17 protein-coding genes are annotated in these 18274 nt (G+C 61.7%); 11 read left to right on the forward strand and 6 right to left on the reverse strand.

Features of this window, described 5'->3' with window-relative positions; translation table 11 throughout:
* Positions 1-117 precede the first annotated feature (117 nt).
* Positions 118-1461: an MFS transporter gene (locus tag DHB74_RS01845; protein WP_074777994.1), complete on the reverse strand. Its 1344-nt coding sequence runs from the start codon at positions 1459-1461 to the stop codon at positions 118-120.
* A 588-nt stretch (positions 1462-2049) separates the two neighbouring features.
* Between DHB74_RS01845 and DHB74_RS01850 the strand changes: the two genes are divergently transcribed.
* Positions 2050-2661, forward strand: coding sequence for a pseudouridine synthase (locus tag DHB74_RS01850; protein WP_499160647.1), 612 nt, complete (start codon positions 2050-2052; stop codon positions 2659-2661).
* Between the two features lie 81 nt (positions 2662-2742).
* Here the strand turns inward: DHB74_RS01850 and DHB74_RS01855 are convergent, their stop codons facing one another.
* Both DHB74_RS01855 and DHB74_RS01860 read right to left on the reverse strand, forming a co-directional pair.
* Positions 2743-5871 (reverse strand): multidrug efflux RND transporter permease subunit, encoded by a 3129-nt coding sequence (locus DHB74_RS01855; RefSeq protein WP_499160648.1) that lies wholly within the window; start codon positions 5869-5871, stop codon positions 2743-2745.
* Positions 5872-5931: 60 nt separating this feature from the next.
* On the reverse strand, positions 5932-7095 hold the full coding sequence (locus tag DHB74_RS01860; protein ID WP_499160649.1) for an efflux RND transporter periplasmic adaptor subunit: 1164 nt from the start codon (positions 7093-7095) through the stop codon (positions 5932-5934).
* Positions 7096-7295: 200 nt separating this feature from the next.
* Here DHB74_RS01860 and DHB74_RS01865 point away from each other — a divergent pair, with 200 nt between their 5' ends.
* Entirely contained in the window at positions 7296-7859 is a 564-nt protein-coding gene (locus DHB74_RS01865; RefSeq protein WP_036988689.1) for a TetR/AcrR family transcriptional regulator, read from the forward strand.
* A gap of 27 nt (positions 7860-7886) precedes the next feature.
* On the opposite strand, the gene DHB74_RS01870 is transcribed toward DHB74_RS01865, so the two are convergent.
* The gene (locus DHB74_RS01870) at positions 7887-8309 is read right to left on the reverse strand and encodes an Mpo1 family 2-hydroxy fatty acid dioxygenase (protein ID WP_136869613.1); all 423 of its coding nucleotides are present in this window, start codon (positions 8307-8309) and stop codon (positions 7887-7889) included.
* 119 nt (positions 8310-8428) lie between these two features.
* Between DHB74_RS01870 and DHB74_RS01875 the strand changes: the two genes are divergently transcribed.
* The 4 genes from DHB74_RS01875 to DHB74_RS01890 all read left to right on the forward strand — a co-directional run bounded on the left by DHB74_RS01875 (position 8429) and on the right by DHB74_RS01890 (position 11850).
* Entirely contained in the window at positions 8429-9229 is an 801-nt protein-coding gene (locus tag DHB74_RS01875; RefSeq protein WP_074777986.1) for a hydroxymethylpyrimidine/phosphomethylpyrimidine kinase, read from the forward strand.
* Entirely contained in the window at positions 9226-9852 is a 627-nt protein-coding gene (gene thiE, locus DHB74_RS01880) for a thiamine phosphate synthase (RefSeq protein ID WP_499160650.1), read from the forward strand. Before DHB74_RS01875 ends, thiE begins: the two co-directional genes overlap by 4 nt.
* A gap of 11 nt (positions 9853-9863) precedes the next feature.
* Positions 9864-11144, forward strand: coding sequence for a glutamate-1-semialdehyde 2,1-aminomutase (gene hemL, locus DHB74_RS01885; RefSeq protein WP_036988684.1), 1281 nt, complete (start codon positions 9864-9866; stop codon positions 11142-11144).
* 121 nt (positions 11145-11265) lie between these two features.
* Positions 11266-11850, forward strand: coding sequence for a tetratricopeptide repeat protein (locus tag DHB74_RS01890; RefSeq protein WP_083392376.1), 585 nt, complete (start codon positions 11266-11268; stop codon positions 11848-11850).
* A gap of 2 nt (positions 11851-11852) precedes the next feature.
* Here DHB74_RS01890 and DHB74_RS01895 read toward each other — a convergent pair whose 3' ends face one another.
* Positions 11853-12200 (reverse strand): DUF1820 family protein, encoded by a 348-nt coding sequence (locus DHB74_RS01895; RefSeq protein ID WP_136869611.1) that lies wholly within the window; start codon positions 12198-12200, stop codon positions 11853-11855.
* A 349-nt stretch (positions 12201-12549) separates the two neighbouring features.
* Between DHB74_RS01895 and miaB the strand changes: the two genes are divergently transcribed.
* The 5 genes from miaB to lnt all read left to right on the forward strand — a co-directional run bounded on the left by miaB (position 12550) and on the right by lnt (position 17969).
* On the forward strand, positions 12550-13890 hold the full coding sequence (gene miaB / locus DHB74_RS01900) for a tRNA (N6-isopentenyl adenosine(37)-C2)-methylthiotransferase MiaB (RefSeq protein WP_280164488.1): 1341 nt from the start codon (positions 12550-12552) through the stop codon (positions 13888-13890).
* Positions 13891-14011: 121 nt separating this feature from the next.
* Positions 14012-15034, forward strand: a complete 1023-nt coding sequence (locus DHB74_RS01905) for a PhoH family protein (protein WP_036988682.1) — start codon at positions 14012-14014, stop codon at positions 15032-15034.
* Complete coding sequence (gene ybeY, locus DHB74_RS01910; protein WP_074777979.1) at positions 15024-15482, forward strand: rRNA maturation RNase YbeY; 459 nt, start codon at positions 15024-15026, stop codon at positions 15480-15482. The genes DHB74_RS01905 and ybeY overlap by 11 nt, the downstream gene beginning before the upstream one ends.
* Before the next feature lie 14 nt (positions 15483-15496).
* Entirely contained in the window at positions 15497-16336 is an 840-nt protein-coding gene (locus DHB74_RS01915) for a CorC family transporter (protein ID WP_036990042.1), read from the forward strand.
* A 94-nt stretch (positions 16337-16430) separates the two neighbouring features.
* Positions 16431-17969 carry an apolipoprotein N-acyltransferase gene (gene lnt, locus DHB74_RS01920; RefSeq protein ID WP_499160651.1) on the forward strand — a complete coding sequence of 513 codons (1539 nt, stop codon included), beginning with the start codon at positions 16431-16433 and terminating at the stop codon, positions 17967-17969.
* Here the strand turns inward: lnt and DHB74_RS01925 are convergent.
* On the reverse strand, positions 17919-18197 hold the full coding sequence (locus DHB74_RS01925) for a hypothetical protein (protein ID WP_036988679.1): 279 nt from the start codon (positions 18195-18197) through the stop codon (positions 17919-17921). The two genes, lnt and DHB74_RS01925, sit on opposite strands and share 51 nt — an antisense overlap.
* Positions 18198-18274 lie beyond the last annotated feature (77 nt).

Genomic DNA, 18274 nt, shown 5'->3' on the forward strand with positions numbered 1-18274 from the left:
CCGGCGCGCAAGCAAACGGAGCCCCTGCCTGCATCAGCATGGGCAGGGGCTCGCTGTTTGTTGCCGTGGTTAAGGCACCGGGTATGACAATCGCGCCGTTAGCGGCCTACGCCCGTATCAGTTGGCGAGCGTAGCCGCGGCCCTGACCCGTGCGGAGTCGGATCGCGTCTGGTTGACGAAGGTAACCGCGACGGCGCCCAGCACACCTGCGATGGCGATGGCCATGAAGTTCTGCTCCAGCGGCAATGCCAGGGATACCAGCCAGCCGATCAGAATGGGCGCAATGATGGCGCCGACTCGCCCTACTCCGGAGGCAAAGCCGACTCCAGTCGAGCGGATCGACAGTGGATAGAAGTCGCCGGCATAGGCGTAGGCCAGCAGCTGGGTTCCCAATGTCGAGGCGCCGACGATGAATACCATCACGAACAACAGTCCGGTGGAACGGGTAAAGCCCAGCACGGTCAACGCCACGGCGCCGATCAGATAGAAAACCACCAGCACATGCTTGATGTTCAACCGGTCGCTGAGCCAACCACCACCAACCGCGCCGACGATGGCGCCGATATTGAACACAATGACGAAGTTCAACGCCGAGCCGAGACTGAAGCCCGCCATCGCCATCAGCTTGGTCAGCCAGGAATTGAGCGCATATACCATGAACAGGCCGGTAATGAACGCCGTCCAGATCATTACCGTGCTGAAACCACGACCCTCCCGGAACAGATTACGCACTGGCGTATCCTGCTTGGCGGCGGTTGCATCCAGGCCGACAAAGACCGTTTGCTGGCTGCAGGTCAGCTGCGGTTCGATCTTCTGCACAATGGTCCGCAGCTCCTGTTGACGGCCCTTCTTCAGCAGAAAGGTCATCGACTCGGGCATGCTCTTGAGGATGAAGGGAATCAGCAGCACCGGTAGGCCGGCCATATAGAACACGGACTGCCACCCATGGCTTTCGATCAGCTGCTTGCCGGTCAGGGCTACCAGAATGCCACCCACCGAATAACCAGCGAACACCAGGGTCACCAGCCGTGCACGCAATTTGGCCGGAGAGAACTCGCTCATCTGCGCGGTCATCACCGGCAGTACACCGCCAATACCCAGGCCGGCGATAAAGCGCGTGACACTGAAGCTGACCGGATCATTGGTGAGGCCCGAAGCTGCCGTGAACAGGCTGAACAGTGCAACACAGATGGCGATCATCTTCGGTCGGCCAATGCGGTCGGCCAGCGTACCGAGGAACATGGCTCCGAGCATGGTGCCAAAGAGCGCGGAGCCGGCCATGATGCCGGCACTGGTAGGGTCGACGCCCATGTCGTCCATGATGGCGGGCAGTGCAGCTCCCACAACGGCCAGGTCGTAGCCGTCAATGATGAGGATCAGTACGCACCAGAACAGGATGAGTCCGTGAAAACGGTTGAATTTCGACTTGCCGGTAAGCTCGTATACGTCCACCGATTGCATGATTGCGTTTCCTTTAATCTTGTTTTTATTGGTCGGGCCTTGTGGGCCTTGCTGCGGCTTCAGCTGTGCGCTCGCTTGATCGATAGAAACCTGACCAAGCGCGCGGATATCTGAATGTTGTCCATACTAGGGCCGGGCGCGGGCGGATCAATGCTCGGAAAGATCGACTTGCCTGACCGGTTTGGACAGTGGCTGGTCTGGTGGCCTGGCGGTCTGATCGCCCTGTAAGCGGGGGCTTGCGTGGGGCGGCATAGGGATGCGATGGGAGACGGCAAGGGGCTGGAGTCTGGCCCCGATGGGTAATCTCCCGTTCACGTTTGGAGCTTGGGCCTAGCGGGTAGGCTCCCCGCTGCACCTGTGAAGTCTGGCCCGGCGGGTAGGCCCCCATTCCCGCCATCCATGGCGCTCGTCTACGACCGTCCCTGGCCGCAGACGGTTCTGCAATGGGGGCCTACCCGCCGGGCCTGTGTGGTTCTGTTTGGCTGATGGTATGTGGGTCGTTTGTGTCGGTGGAAGCGCCTGCATTCTTCTGGACGCTTCTGGTAAAGCTCACTAGCATATTCGTCCCGCCCATTATCCCGAGCGACCATGAAGCAGCGCCCACCCAGATCCGTACCTGTTCGTCCTTACGGCAAACCCCGTCGCACTCCGGCTGCCCCGCCAGCCAATCCGCGTCTGATCGCGCTGAACAAGCCCTTTGACGTGCTTACCCAATTCACCGATGACCAGGGCCGGGCGACGCTGAAGGATTTTGTGGATATCGCCGGGGTCTACCCGGCCGGGCGGCTGGATCGGGATAGTGAGGGACTGTTACTGCTGACCAATGATGGCCGGCTGCAGGCGCGCATTACCGATCCCAAGCACAAATTGGCCAAGACCTATTGGGTGCAGGTGGAAGGGGAACCGAGTGCGGACCAGTTGGCGCAGCTGCGCGCCGGTCCGGTGTTGAATGACGGGCCCACGCGCCCTGCGCAGGTGGAGCAGATAGCCGAGCCAGCGCTGTGGCCGCGCCATCCACCGGTGCGTTTTCGCCAGAGTATTCCCACCAGCTGGCTGGCGATCACCATCCGCGAGGGCCGTAATCGTCAGGTGCGGCGCATGACCGCCGCGGTGGGACTGCCGACCTTGCGGCTGGTCCGGGTGCGCATTGGCGAGTGGCAGCTAGGTGATCTGCAGCCGGGGCAGTGGCGGGAACTCTGACCCGGCCACATGCCCCTGCGCTGAAAGGTCGAGTTCCATCTCGACCTTTCAGCGGCCCCTTACTTGCCGCACTGCGACCGATCAGCCTTCGCTGGTCTGCGCCGCCGCAGCCGCCTGCCGTTCCTGTTTCCGGCGCGACAATACCCAAACGAAGAAGACCGGCACGAACAACACACCCAGCGCTGTCGCCGTGATCATGCCACCGATCACGCCGGTACCAATGGCGCGCTGACTGGCGGCACCGGCACCGCTGGCGATCGCCAGCGGCAACACGCCAAGCATAAAGGCCATCGAGGTCATGATGATCGGGCGGAAACGCAGCCGCGCCGCTTCCACCGCCGCTTCCCTCAAGGTGCGTCCTTCGGCATACAGATCCTTGGCGAATTCGACGATCAGGATGGCGTTCTTCGCCGCCAGGCCGATGATGGTGATCAGGCCGACCTTGAAGTAGACGTCGTTGGGCATGCCCAACAGGGTCACCGCCAGCACTGCGCCCAGGGCACCGATGGGGACGATCAGGATTACCGACAGCGGAATCGCCCAGCTCTCGTACAACGCCACCAGTAGCAGGAACACCACGGCCAGCGCCAGGCCCAGCAATATCGGCGCCTGCGCCCCTGCGACCTTCTCCTGGAAGGACAGACCCGTCCACTCGTAGCCTATCCCACTCGGCAGTTCGCCAACGATCCGTTCGATCTCCGCCATGGCAGCGCCGCTGCTGTAGCCTGGCGCTGCGTCGCCGGAAATCTTGAACGCGGGATAGCCGTTATAGCGCACGAACTGCACCGGGCCGTTTTCCCATTCCATATCGACGAAAGCAGACAGCGGCACCTGTTCACCCTGATGGTTGGGTACATACAGTTTGCTGATGTCTTCCGGTGTCATGCGGCTATTCACATCAGCCTGCACCACCACCTTCTGCATCCGCCCGAAGTTGGTGAATTCGTTGATGAGCGCCGAACCAAAGGCCGTGGACAGGGTGGTGCTGATCGCACCGAAGCTGACGCCGAGGGTCTCGGCCTTCTGACGGTCGATATGCAGACGCAGCTGCGGTGCATCTTCCAGACCTTCCACCATGGCGTAGGCGATCACTGGCGAGCTGTTGGCTTTCTGCAGCAGTTCGTTACGCGCCGCCAGCAGCGCCTCGCGCCCCAGGCCGCCACGGTCCTGCAGACGCAGGGCGAAGCCACCGGAGGTGCCCAGGCCTTCGATGGAGGGCGGCTGCACGGCGAAGATCGTGCCATCAGAAACGCTTGCCAGGGCCCGGTTGGCCCGCTGACTTTCGGCCTGCACCGATTCTTCCGCGCCACGTTCGGACCAGTCGACCAGGGTCGGGAAGGCCAATGCGGCGTTCTGCCCCATGCCGGAGAAGCTGAAACCCATCACCGAGACGACGCCCGCCACGCTGGGGCGGGAGAGGAAATGCTCTTCCATCGCCTCGACGGTCTGTTCCGTCCGGGGCGTGGTGGCGCCCGGTGGCAGCTGCACATCGACGATCAGGTAGCCCTGGTCTTCTGCAGGCAGGAAGGCTTCAGGCAGACGCAAGAAGGAGAAGACCAACGCTGCGATGATGACCAGGTACACCAGCATGAAGGTACCGGAGCGCCTGACTAGCCCCCCGGTGGTACGCTGGTAGCTGCGGGTCAGACCAGTGAAGCGGCGGTTGAACCAGCCAAAGAATCCTTTCTTCTCGGCATGATGCCCCTTGGGGATCGGCTTGAGCAGCGTGACACACAGTGCCGGCGTCAGGCTCAGGGCCAGGAAGCCGGAGAACAGGATGGACACCGCCAGCGACAGGGAAAACTGCTGGTAGATCACGCCGACCGAGCCGCCCATGAAGGCCAGCGGGAAGAATACCGCCGACAGTACCATGGTGATACCGACGATGGCGCCAGTGATCTGCTTCATCGCCTTGCGCGTGGCCTCCTTGGGCGAAAGCCCCTCTTCGGCCATGATCCGCTCGACGTTCTCGATCACCACAATGGCATCGTCCACCAGAATCCCGATAGCCAGCACCATGCCGAACATGGTCATCATGTTGACCGAGAAGCCGATCACCGACATCACCGCAAAGGTACCCAACAGACAGATCGGCACCACGATGGTCGGAATCAGGGTATAGCGGAAGTTCTGCAGGAACAGGAACATCACCAGAAATACCAGCACCACGGCTTCGGCCAGGGTCATCACCACTTTCTTGATCGCCACATCAACAAAGATCGAGGTGTCGTAGGGGGTGGAGTATTCCATGTCCTGGGGGAACAACGCCGACAGCTCCTCGAGCCGCTGCTTGACCGCGGTAGCCGTGGCAATGGCGTTGGCATCCGATGTCAGCTGCACAGCCGCCGCAGCGGCCGGCCGGCCATTGAGACGGGAGCTGAAGCGATATTCCTCACGGCCCATTTCCACCCGAGCGACATCACCCAGCCGTACCACCGAGCCGTTCGGGTTGGCCCGCAGCACGATGTCACTGAATTCTTCGGCGGTTTCCAGGGTGCCCTGCACCATCAGGGTTGCGGTCAATTCCTGCTCACTGGTGCCCGGCTGCTCGCCGAAACTACCCGCCGGTACCTGCACGTTCTGCGCAGCAATGGCGCGGTTTACATCCTCGATCGACAGGTCGTAGCCGACCAGCCGGGACGGATCGACCCAAACGCGCAGAGCCCGTTCGGAAGAGAACATCTGCACTCGACCAACACCGGGAATCCGGCGAATCTCGTTGTTGATGTTGCGCGCAGCATAGTCGGCCAGCCCGACGGGGTCCTTGTCCCCCTCCTTGTAGCTCAGCGCGTAGATCATCAGGAAGTTGCTGCTGGCCTGCTCCACCTGCAGGCCCTGCTGCAGCACCGGTTGCGGCAGTCGGGGCTCGGCGCGCTTGATGCGGTTCTGCACATCCACCTGCGCCAGATCCGGATCGGTACCCGGCTCGAAGGTGACGTTGATTTCGGCCATGCCGTTGGAGCTGCTGGAGGACTCGTAATAGAGCAAGCCCTTGGCACCATTGAGTTCTTCCTCGATGAGGCTGGTCACCGTTTCATTGAGGATGGTCGCCGACGCGCCCGGATAGGTCGCGTAGATCATGATCTGTGGCGGGGCCACGTTGGGGTACTGGGCCACCGGCAGCGATGGAATCGCCAGCAGGCCGGCCAGGCAGATGAAAATCGCCACCACGAAGGCGAAATTGGGGCGATTGATGAAGAACTGCGGCATGCTCTTTCCTCTGTTTGGCAATCAGAATGGCGGCCAGGGCTCAGGACCCTGGCAGTTCGCTCACTCGCCCGCCTGGTCCTGGGGCTGGTTGGTTGTCACCGGCTCGACGATGCTGCCGGGCTGGAACTTGGCCACGCCATCGACAATGACCCGCTCGCCCTGCTCAAGGCCGGACGTCACCTGCCATTCGCTACCACGCATGGCGCCCAGCGTCACCGCACGTTCCTGCACCGTATTTTCTTCATCAACAATCAGGACCCGTGGAATGCTATCGGTGCCCCGTCGTACCGCCCGTTGAGGCACAAATACCGCGGATGACTCCATGCCCAGCTCGGTCTCTACCCGCACATACATGCCCGGCAGCAATACTGCATCAGGATTGGGCAGTTCTGCCCGCAGGGTTACCTGGCCGGTGCTCGGGTCCACCGAAACATCGGAAAACAGCAGCCGTCCTTCCTGGCTGAAGCCGTCCTGGCCCAAGCTGATACGCACCCGGGCCGCGCCATCTTCCTGCACCGCAATGCGCCCCTCGGCCGCAGCCGCGCGCAGGCGCAGCAGATCATCTACCGATTGGGTGAAGTCAGCAAAGATAGGGTCCAACTGCTGGATGTGAGCCATGGGTGTGGCCTCGCCCTGACCAACCAGGGCGCCTTCAGTGACCAGTGCCCGGCCGATACGTCCATCGATCGGCGCCCGCACGGTAGCGTATTCCAGATTCAGCCGGGCCGTTTCCAACGCTGCCTGGGCCGACAGTTTCTCGGCCTGGGCACTTTTCTGCGCGGCGATGGCGTTGTCGTATTCCTGCTGACTGATCGCGCGCGCCTCGACCAGAGGCTCGTAACGCCGTACCAGGCTATCTGCCTGGTAGATGCTCGCCTCAGCTCGGGCCAATGCTCCGCGCGCCTGCGCCACCGCGGCCTCCAGCGGAGCCGGATCGATGCGGAACAGGATGTCGCCCGCCTTTACATCAGCCCCTTCTTCGAATAACCGCTCCAGCACAATCCCCGGTATCCGCGCGCGCACCTCAGCAGTGCGTGCAGGCTCGATACGGCCCGGCAGGTTACCGGTCAGCATGTGCGCTGCCGGTTCGATAACCTGAACCTTGGCCTGCGGCGCGGGTTGATCTTGCGCGGCGTCGCTCTGATCCTGCTGGCAGCCGGCCAGCGCCAGTGCGCCCAACAGAACGAAGATGGTATTACTTAAAAGATGCCGTGGAATGGGCATTGGTGCGCTTCCTTGGTCAAGGGTTACGGATACTGCATACGGACGTAGACGGCCCGAAAAAAAGCGATGCTACTCTTCGGAGTCATCTGAATCAAACTTGATTCACATGACTCAATCAATCCTTATGTGTACACTCGCGGCGATTGAAGCACGCAAACCATGGATGATCTCTCGCCCACTTGTCCGTTTAATGAAATTGAATGACACCTGATACTGAAGAAACCCTGTTACGTTCGCTGGCATTGACCTTGACCGAAAACCCCGGCGCCACCTTGCAGGAGATGGCCAAGGCGGCCGGCGTAAGCCGAGCTACCCTGTACCGTTTCGCCGCCACCCGCGAACAGCTGTTCGACACATTGCAGCAACATGTCATGGCCGTCATGTCGGGCATTCTGGATGATGCCGGACTGGAAAGTCAGTCGCCGCTGGACGCCCTGCGTCAGTTGATCACCGGTTATATCGCGCAACGGGAATTCTGCGTGTTCATGATCACCCAGTTCGAACCCTATATTAAGCGCAACACCCAACAGGCCTACCCGGACGAATGTCTCGCCCATGAACAGCGGCTGGATGATTTTTTCCTGCGTGGCCAGCAGCTCGCCATCTTCCGTCCGGACGTACCCTGTCGCTGGTTGACCGACCTGTTCTTCGGCTTCATCTATATGTTGTGCGAATCGGAGTACCGGGGCCGGATCGCTCGCGCCGACATGCAGCGGTTATTCGAAGACATGTTTCTCAACGGTGCGCTGGCGCGCCCGGCCTGATATACCCAGCACGCCAGACAGGATAGCTCAGTACCGCCAGCCCAGCCGCCGAAATACGAAGCCCATCAGCCACGCCGGCCCGATCAGCAGAAACTGCACATCCTTGAAGAAGGACGGTTTCTTGCCTTCCACCTGATGACCGATGAACTGCCCGATCCAGGCCAGCACGAAGATGATCACACAGGGCCAGAACACCAGCGGCATCAGACTCAGTATCCACAACATGAGCGCACTCTGGATCAACATCACTGCTGCCAGTTGCCAGGACAGCAACACATAGAACACCAACGCCAGGCCAACCAGCCCGACGGCGACCAGAGGATGCAAAGCCCATAACAGGCCCAGCACACTGAAGGTGATCAGCGGCACGCAGATCCAGTGCACCAGCTTGTTGACCGGATTACGGTGGCTTTCACCATACTCTTCAAACCATTCATTGATCGTCTTCATCAGCAGCTTCCCTCGCCGGTTATTGTTATAGTCCAAGGTTGATTGATAGTGGTCCGCCTACGCCACAACCCAGGCCACCCACCATACCGATACCCTCCCGCTGATGGTAAGCTTAGCGCATGAATACGCCTACTCCTTTTCGTCCCGTAGTACTCTGCCTGTCCGGTCATGATCCCAGTGGTGGTGCCGGCCTGCAGGCCGATATCGAAGCCCTGATCGCCCAGGGTTGCCACGCCGCGCCGGCGGTGACCGCACTGACCGTGCAGAACACTGTTGATGTCATGGATTTCCGGGTACTCGACCGCGAGTGGGTGCTGGCCCAGGCCAAGGCCGTGCTTGATGACATGCCGGTCTCGGCCGTCAAGCTGGGTATGCTCGGCAACCTCCAGATGGTCGACACCGTGGTCGAGATCATGCAGGCGCACCCCGAACTGCCACTGGTCTGCGACCCGGTGTTGCGCGCCGGCGGTGGCGGCTCGCTGGGCAAGGATGAGGTCGGCTACGCCATGCGTGAAAAGCTGCTGCCCATCGCCCGAATCGTCACTCCGAACCTGCCCGAAGCACGCATCCTCGCCGAGTTGCCCAATGGCACCGCCGATGAATGTGCCGACAAGCTGCTGCAACGCTGCCAGAACCTGCTGATCACCGGCGGCCATGGCGATGAGCTGGACATCCATAATCGGCTGTATTGCCGGGATGGCAGCACTCATACCTTCACCTGCCCGCGCCTGCCCGGCAGCTATCATGGCTCCGGCTGCACCCTGGCCAGCGCCCTCGCGGGCCGTCTGGCGCTGGGCGAAGAGCTGGTCAGCGCCGTCAAAACTGCTCTGGATTACACCTGGCGCACCCTGCGTGATGCGGAACAGCCCGGCCACGGCCAGTACGTACCACGCCGCCTGCCGCTGGACTTCTGCCAATGAGCCTGGGCGGCCTGTATGCGATTACCGACAGCGCACTGCTGACTGACGGCAAACTGCTGCCCTATGTAGAAGCGGCCCTGGCTGGCGGCGCCAGTCTGGTCCAGTATCGGGACAAGAGTGTCGATACCGTCCGCCGTCTGGAAGAAGCGACCCGGCTCAAGGAGCTGTGCGGTCAGTATGACGCTCACTTGCTGATCAATGATGACCTGGCGCTGGCCAGCCAGCTGCAGGTAGGCGTGCATCTGGGCAGGGACGACGGCAGCCTGCGCGAAGCCCGCCAGCAGCTCGGCCCCGATGCGCTGATCGGCGCCACCTGCCATGCCAGCCTGGAATACGCCGAACAGGCGGTGGCCGCCGGCGCCAGTTATGTCGCCTTCGGCCGCTTTTTCCCTTCCGTCACCAAGCCGGGCATACCTGCGGCGACGACCGGTCTGCTGGGAGAAGCCCGGGAGCGCTTTGCTATACCTATCGTTGCCATCGGCGGTATCACTGCTGATAACGCCCGGCAACTGTATGACGCGGGTGCCGACTTGCTTGCCGTAGTACACGGTCTGTTCGGCGCCGACTCCGCCGCCGAGGTCCGGCGCCGCGCCCTTGAATTCACCGCCTTGAAAATTTGTTGAGAGAATTGCCCATGTCCCGCTCGGAAACCCTTTTTGCCAGTGCCCAGAAACACATCCCCGGTGGCGTCAATTCGCCGGTACGCGCGTTCCGCAGCGTCGGCGGCACACCGTTGTTCATCAAGCACGCCGAGGGCGCCTATATCATCGACGAGGATGATCGGCGCTATGTGGACTATGTCGGCTCCTGGGGCCCGATGATCCTCGGTCACAGTCACCCGGACGTACTCGACTCGGTCCGCCGCCAGCTGGACCACGGCCTGTCCTATGGCGCTCCGACCGCCATGGAAACCGAGATGGCCGAGCTGGTCTGCTCCATGGTGCCGTCGATGGACATGGTGCGCATGGTCAGTTCCGGTACCGAAGCGACCATGAGCGCCATCCGCCTGGCCCGTGGCTATACCGGCCGCGATACCATCATCAAGTTCGAGGGCTGCTACCACGGCCACTCCGACAGCCTGCTGGTCAAGGCTGGCTCTGGTGCACTGACCTTCGGCGTGCCCAGCTCGCCGGGCGTGCCGGCGGCCTTCGCCCAGCACACCCTCACCCTGCCCTACAACGATATTGCCGCGGTGCGCGAAACCCTGAGCCGTGTGGCCGAGGATATCGCCTGCATCATCGTCGAGCCCGTGGCCGGCAACATGAACTGCGTACCACCTGCTCCAGGTTTCCTTGAAGGGTTGCGCGAAGCATGTAGCGAGTATGGCGTGGTCCTGATCTTCGATGAGGTGATGACCGGCTTCCGCGTTGCCCTCGGCGGCGCCCAAGCCCATTACGGCGTGACTCCCGACCTGTCCACCTTCGGCAAGATCGTCGGCGGCGGCATGCCGGTTGGCGCCTTTGGCGGCAAGCGCGAAATAATGGAATGCATCTCGCCGCTGGGCCCGGTCTACCAGGCCGGCACCCTGTCCGGCAACCCGCTGGCCATGGCCGCAGGATTGACTACCCTGAAGCTGATCAGCCGCCCGGGCTTCCATGACGAGCTGACCAGCTACACCAGCCGCATGCTGCAGGGCCTGCAGGACCGCGCCGATGCCGCCAGCATCCCCTTCGTCACCACCCAGGCCGGGGGCATGTTCGGTCTGTATTTCAGCGGCGCCGACAACATCCTGACCTTCGAGGACGTGATGGCTAGCGATCCCGAGCGCTTCAAGACCTTCTTCCACAAGATGCTCGAACAGGGTGTGTATTTTGCCCCCAGCGCCTACGAGGCCGGCTTCACCTCCATCGCCCATGGCGAAACCGAGTTGCAGCTGACCCTGGATGCCGCCGAGCGGGCATTCGCCACCCTATGATCGGGGCGCCTTCGGTAATGCCGCCGGTATCGATGCCGCCAGCCGCTCTGGTGGTTGGCCCCAGCATCGATCCGGCGCACAATGGCGCCATGCACTTACCTAGCCAGCGGGCCAGTCGACCATGAACACTGTTTTTCGCCGTACCGTCATCCTGTGCATGCTGGCCGGAGCAGGCAGCGGCGCATCCGCCGTCCTCGCCCAAACCCAGTCCCAGGCGCCATTGGTGATCAGCACCGAAGAGCGTTGCGCCTTCAACCGCGTCGATGACGACAGCCTGGCCCTGGCCCTGGAAAACTGCATGGAGCTGGCCGAGGCCGACGATATGCAGGCGCAATTCGAGATGGGTGAGCTGTACTACCATGGCGAGCGCGCCGAGCGGGATCTGAGCGCGGCACTGAAGTGGTATGAGCGAGCATCAATCCAGGGACATCCGGACGCCCAGTACCGCCTGGGCCTGATGCATATGAACGGCGAAGGGGTGGAGCGCAACCTGCCGCAGGCTTACATCATGTTGAAGATGGCGGCGGTCAATGGTCAGGACGCGGCGATGGACGCCAGTGATCTGCTGGCCGAGGAGATGCCCCCCGAGGAGATTGCCGCAGCTACCCAGGTACTGGGCACGCTATTTCGCAATTATCTACGGCATATTCGGGAAGAACAGTTGCGCCAGTTTCAGCCAGATACCAGCGCTCCCGTCGCCCCATAAGATCAGTTATTACTCGGCCCAGGCCCAGGCCCCGGCGGCATCGGGAAGGACATGATATTGCTGCCGCCCTTGGCCTCGCTGATCTTGGCCTGACCAACCCGCTCGACTTCGTCGATGCGCACTATGGCCTGCAGCGGAATGAAGCTGCGGTTGACGCCTTCGAACTGGCTCTTGAGCTTTTCCTCACCCGGATCGACCAGCATCTGCGAACGCTCGCCGAACACCAGCTCCTCGATCTCCAGAAAGCCCCACAACTCGCTCTGGAATATCTGCCGCGCATACAGTTCGTATACCTGGCCCTGATTGATGAAAATCACCCGGAAGATGGGTTGCTGCTTGTCTTTGCTCATGAAACTCACACAGGGACAACATGGATGGGACTGACGATGGCCGGACACCCGGCCAAAGGTCGCGGATCATAGCATATTCAGCAAAACCGTACGGCCAATGTCGAGCAAGCCGCAGTGGAGGCAGGCAGGGGCACTACAGAACCGTCTGCGGCCAGGGACGGCCGTAGACGAGCGCCATGGATGGCGGGGTGCGAGTGCTGTAGTGCCCCTACCTGCCTCCGCTGCCTACTCGGACTATCCTCCACTCATCCACACCGCAGCCCCGCTTCCTCCGACCAGCCACCATCACATTGTCCCCGCCATCCGTGTATAATCGCCGTTTTTCTTCACGAGTCACCCGCACATCCCCATGGCAAAGAAACTCTTTATCCAGACCCACGGCTGCCAGATGAACGAGTATGACAGCTCGCGCATGGCAGACCTGCTCGGCGACCACCAGGCAATGGAACTGACCGATAGCCCCGATGAGGCCGATGTCATCCTGCTCAACACCTGTTCGATTCGCGAGAAGGCCCAGGAAAAGGTGTTTTCCGAACTGGGCCGCTGGCGGCCGCTCAAGGAAAAGAATCCCGAGCTGATCATCGGTGTCGGCGGCTGCGTCGCCAGCCAGGAAGGCACCGCGATCCGCGACCGCGCCTCCTATGTGGACGTGGTGTTCGGTCCCCAGACCCTGCATCGCCTGCCGGAGATGATCGACGCGGCGCGCAGCACCGGCACCGCACAGGTCGACGTGTCCTTCCCGGAAATCGAGAAGTTCGACCGCCTGCCCGAACCTCGCGTGGATGGCCCGACCGCCTACGTATCGGTCATGGAAGGGTGCAGCAAGTACTGCAGCTTCTGCGTGGTGCCCTATACCCGCGGTGAAGAAGTCAGCCGCCCGTTCGACGACGTGCTGGCCGAGTGCGTGCACCTGGCCGAAAATGGCGTGCGCGAAATAACCCTGCTCGGGCAGAACGTCAACGGCTATCGCGGCCAGACCCATGACGGTGGTATCGCCGACCTGGCGGATCTGATCCGGGTTGTCGCCGAGATCGACGGCATCGACCGCATCCGCTACACCACCTCGCACCCGCTGGAGTTTTCCGACAGCCTGATTCGCGCCCACGCGGAAGTGCCGGAGCTGGTCAAGTACCTGCACCTGCCGGTGCAATCCGGCTCCGACCGGGTCCTGGCGGGCATGAAGCGCAACCACACCGCGCTGGAATACAAGTCCCGGGTGCGCAAGCTCAAGGCCGCGGTGCCGGATATCATCCTCAGCTCGGACTTCATCATCGGCTTCCCCGGTGAAACCGATCGGGACTTCGAGCAGACCATGAAGCTGGTGGAGGAGATCGGTTTCGACTTCTCCTACTCCTTCATCTATAGCGCCCGTCCCGGCACCCCGGCGTCCGATCTGCCCGACGACACCCCGGTCGAGGTCAAGAAACAGCGCCTGCAGATTCTCCAGGCCCGCCTCAACCAGCAGGGCTTCGAGAACAGCCGACGCATGGTCGGCAGCACCCAGCGCATCCTGGTTACCGACTACTCGAAGAAGGACCCGGGCATGCTCCAGGGTCGCACCGAGCACAACCGTATCGTCAACTTCCGCTGCGCCAATCCGCTGCTGATCGGCCAGTTCGTCGAGGTCCATATCGACGAAGCCCTGCCCCACTCCCTGCGCGGCAGCCTGCTGCACGAAACAGTGCAGTGATTCACTATCGAGCTACGGCCCGCTGCGCGCGGGCTGCGGCCGAAAGCCCATCTTTGCATAGCCTGGTTTGCGCGCTATGCTGTGTTTTTCCTGATAGCCACACGGCCACCAACGGACCACTTTGAACGTACCCTTGACTATCCATCGCTTCAGCATCGAGCCCGTAGACCCACGGCGCTTCGCCAGTCTCTGCGGTCAATTTGATGAAAACCTCCGCTTGATCGAACAACGCCTCGGCATCGAAGTCCGCAACCGCGGTAACCATTTCGAATTGATCGGCGACCCTGCTATTACGCGGTCCGCCGAGGCGGTCCTGCGCCAACTGTATCGCGAGACGCGGGACAACAAGGACCTGCCGCTGGATACCGTGCATTTGTATCTGCAGGAGTCCGGGCTGGAGAATCTCAGCGAATCGCTGCAGCACAGCGACGGCCACAAGCCAGTGGTACTGCGCACCAAGCGCATGACCATCCAGCCGCGCGGGCCAAATCAGCAGGCCTATGTGCGCTCGATCCAGGAGCATGACATCAACTTCGGCATCGGTCCGGCCGGTACCGGCAAGACCTACCTGGCGGTGGCCTGCGCGGTGGACGCGCTGGAACGCGAACAGATTCGCCGCATTCTGCTGGTGCGCCCGGCGGTAGAGGCCGGTGAAAAGCTCGGCTTCCTGCCTGGCGACCTGTCACAGAAGATCGACCCCTATCTGCGCCCCCTGTATGACGCGCTCTACGAAATGCTCGGCTTCGAACAGGTGGCCAAGCTGATCGAAAAGCAGGTGATCGAAGTCGCGCCGCTGGCCTATATGCGCGGCCGCACACTGAACAACAGCTTCATCATTCTCGATGAGAGCCAGAACACCACGCTGGAACAGATGAAGATGTTCCTCACGCGCATCGGCTTCGGCTCCACCGCAGTGATCACCGGTGACATCACCCAGGTCGACCTGCCGCGGGGCACCCGCTCGGGCCTGACTCACGTGATCGATGTGCTCAAGGATGTGAAAGGCATCGGCTTTACCCACTTCAAGTCCAAGGACGTGGTGCGCCACCCCCTGGTCCAGCGCATCGTCGAAGCCTATGACCGCTTCGACAGTCGCCAGGAGCAGGAACAGCAGCAGCGCAAGGAGCGCCGCGATGACCGTTGAGGTAGACATACAAAGGGCCACCGATGCGCCCGGCCAACCCGACGATGACAGCCTGATCCGCTGGGCCGCCCTGGCCTTGCGGAACAAGCCGGGGCAGGAACTGACCATCCGCCTGGTCGATGCCGAAGAAAGCCAGACCCTGAACAACGAGTATCGGCACAAGGACTATCCCACCAACGTGCTGTCCTTCCCCGCCGATCTGCCTCCCGAACTGGATATCCCGCTGCTGGGCGACCTGGTCATCTGCGTTCCGGTAGTCAATCGCGAGGCCGCCGAACAGGGCAAGCCGGCCGCCGCACACTGGGCGCATATGGTTATCCATGGCTGTCTGCACCTGTTGGGCCACGACCATATCGAGGACGACGAAGCCGAGGCAATGGAGGCGCTGGAACGCCAGCTGCTGGCCGAACTGGGTATCGCCGATCCCTATCTTGAAACCGACGAGTGATGAGTAACGACCCCATGAGCGAAGATCGATCGAGCAACGGACATAAGTCCTGGCTGGAGAGACTGACCCAGGCTTTTGTCCATGAACCCCGCAACCGTCAGGAACTGCTCGAGCTGCTACGTGAAGCGCAGCGCAATGAAGTTCTCGATATCGAAGCGCTGGCGATCATCGAGGGCGCACTGCAGGTCGCCGACATGCAGGTGCGCGACATCATGATCCCGCGCTCGCAGATGACCACCATCAAGGCCGCCCAGACACCTCGCGAGTTCCTGCCCTCGGTGATCGAGGCGGCCCATTCCCGCTTCCCGGTCATCGGCGAAAGCATCGACGATGTGCTCGGTATCCTGCTGGCCAAGGACCTGCTGCCGCTGCTGCTGGAAGAGAACACCGATCGGTTCAATATCAAGGACGTCCTGCGTCCGGCCACCTGCGTGCCCGAGTCCAAGCGGCTCAACGTGTTGCTCAAGGAGTTCCGCTCGACCCACAATCACATGGCCGTGGTGATTGATGAATATGGCGGCGTGTCCGGACTGATCACCATCGAAGACGTACTGGAACAGATCGTTGGCGATATCGAGGATGAACACGATATCGATGATGAGGATTACATCAAGGAGCTGCCCACCGGCGACTTCCTGGTCAAGGGCCTGACGCCGATCGAAGAGTTCAATGATCACTTCAGCACCGGCTTTTCCGACGAGGAGTTCGATACCTTCGGCGGGCTGGTGATGAACGCCTTCGGGCATCTGCCCAAGCGCAACGAGATTGTCGAACTGGATGGCTTTCGCGTGCGCATTCTCAATGCCGACAGCCGTCGCGTCCACCTTCTGCGAGTCAGCCTGATTCAGCCCTGACGTTGAAGCGAGCATATTTGTGGGAGCGGACAAGCCCGCTCCCACAAAACCGCCACTCACAGGCCATCTGTAGGGCGGATAAAATGGATGTTTGATGAGAGTCGCCATGCTACTGCTGGATAAATTGCTTGTTACCCTGCGCGCGCCCGGCTGGCGCGGCGACCTGCTTGCCCTGCTCGCCGGGGTGCTGACTACCCTGTCGTTCACCCCCTTTGACATCTGGCCGCTGGGTCTGCTGTCGGCCGCCCTGCTCTATCAGGGCCTGCATGAGCTGACCGGACGGCAAGCCCTGTGGCGAGGCTGGTGCTGGGGGCTGGGTCTGTTTCTCAGCGGCATATCCTGGGTCTATGTCAGCATTCATGTGCACGGCTATGCACCACCGGCACTGGCGGCGTTGCTGACTGGCGGGCTGGTTGCCGGGTTGGCATTGATTCCGGCAACCGCCGCCTGGCTATGGGCACGCTGGCTGCGGCCTGAAAAGGGCATCTGGCTGGCTACGACCGGTTTCGCTGCTCTGTGGGTGGCACAGGAATTTTTCCGCAGCTGGTTTCTTACCGGCTTCCCCTGGCTCTATCAAGGCTATGCCCATACCGATACCTGGCTAGCCGGCTGGGCCCCGCTGGGTGGCGTCTGGCTGCTCAGTTTTCTCAGTGTGTTCACTGCCTGTCTGCTCAGCGAAGGGCGGTTCTGGCGAAAGCCCCGCCAGGGATTGCCGGCAGCCGTACTGTTGATCGCCATCTGGGGCGGCGGCGCCCTGCTCACCCAGGTGCAGTGGACCCGGCCGGCCGGCACGCCACTGTCGGTGGCGCTGATCCAGGCCGACATCGAACAGTCCCGCAAGTGGGACCCGGCGCACATCGACTATACCCTGGCTACCTACCGGGACATGAGCTACGCCCAGCGCGCCGATCTGATCATCTGGCCGGAAACCGCCGTGCCCGTGCTCAGCAGCAGTGCCATGCCCTTCGTTCAGGGCATGGCCGCCAATCTGGCGCAGCAGGGCAGCACCCTGATCACCGGGATTCCGGTGGACGAGACCGACGCTCACGGCGAACGACGCATTTACAACGGCATCATGGTCGCCGGCGAGCAGCCCAACCATTACCTCAAACACAAGCTGGTGCCCTTCGGCGAGTATGTGCCACTGGAAGACGTATTGCGCGGGCTGATCGCGTTCTTCGACCTGCCCATGTCGAACTTCTCCCGGGGCCCACAACAGCAGGCGCCTCTGGAGGCCGCCGGTCATCGGCTGGCACCGATGATCTGCTATGAAACCGTTTATCCCGATTTCGCCGCCCGTCTGGCTGCTCAGAGCGAGCTGCTGATCAGCATCAGCAACGATAGCTGGTTCGGCGAGTCCATCGGCCCGCTACAGCATCTGCAGATGGCCCGCATGCGCGCCATCGAGAGTGGGCGCTGGATGATCCGCGGCACCAACAACGGCGTCACCGCACTGATCGACCACCGGGGAGACATCACCGCCCGGATACCACAATTCACCCAGGCCGCCCTGCACGGTTATGTACAGCCCCGCGAAGGACTCACTCCCTGGTTGCGCTGGGGCAGCTGGCCTCTGGGGACGTTAGTGGTGGCGGCTCTCCTGGTGTGCATGCTCGCTCGCCGCAAGCACTGAGGGCGATGCCGCCAGGCGATCAAGCTGCATGGTACCGAGGATCTGCCGCAGCAGCTGCATGTCCTGTTGGGTCAGGCCATAGACTTCCAGCTCGGTCGGCACGCAGGGCTGACCAGCCATCCATTGCCGAGTGCGCGCGACATCGAGAGCCTGATCAAGGCGGCGCAACAACCGTCCGTACGAGGAATCGTGACTACCAGCTGGAATCTCCCGCTGCACATGTTTCATGTGTTTTCTCCCTAATATATGACTGCCCAGAACAGCTGGACATCCTTTGCCCTCAGCATAGACCCGACATCTGATTT

The sequence above is a fragment of the Pseudomonas sp. G11-1 genome (assembly GCF_024031555.1).
Classification (GTDB): domain Bacteria; phylum Pseudomonadota; class Gammaproteobacteria; order Pseudomonadales; family Pseudomonadaceae; genus Halopseudomonas; species Halopseudomonas bauzanensis.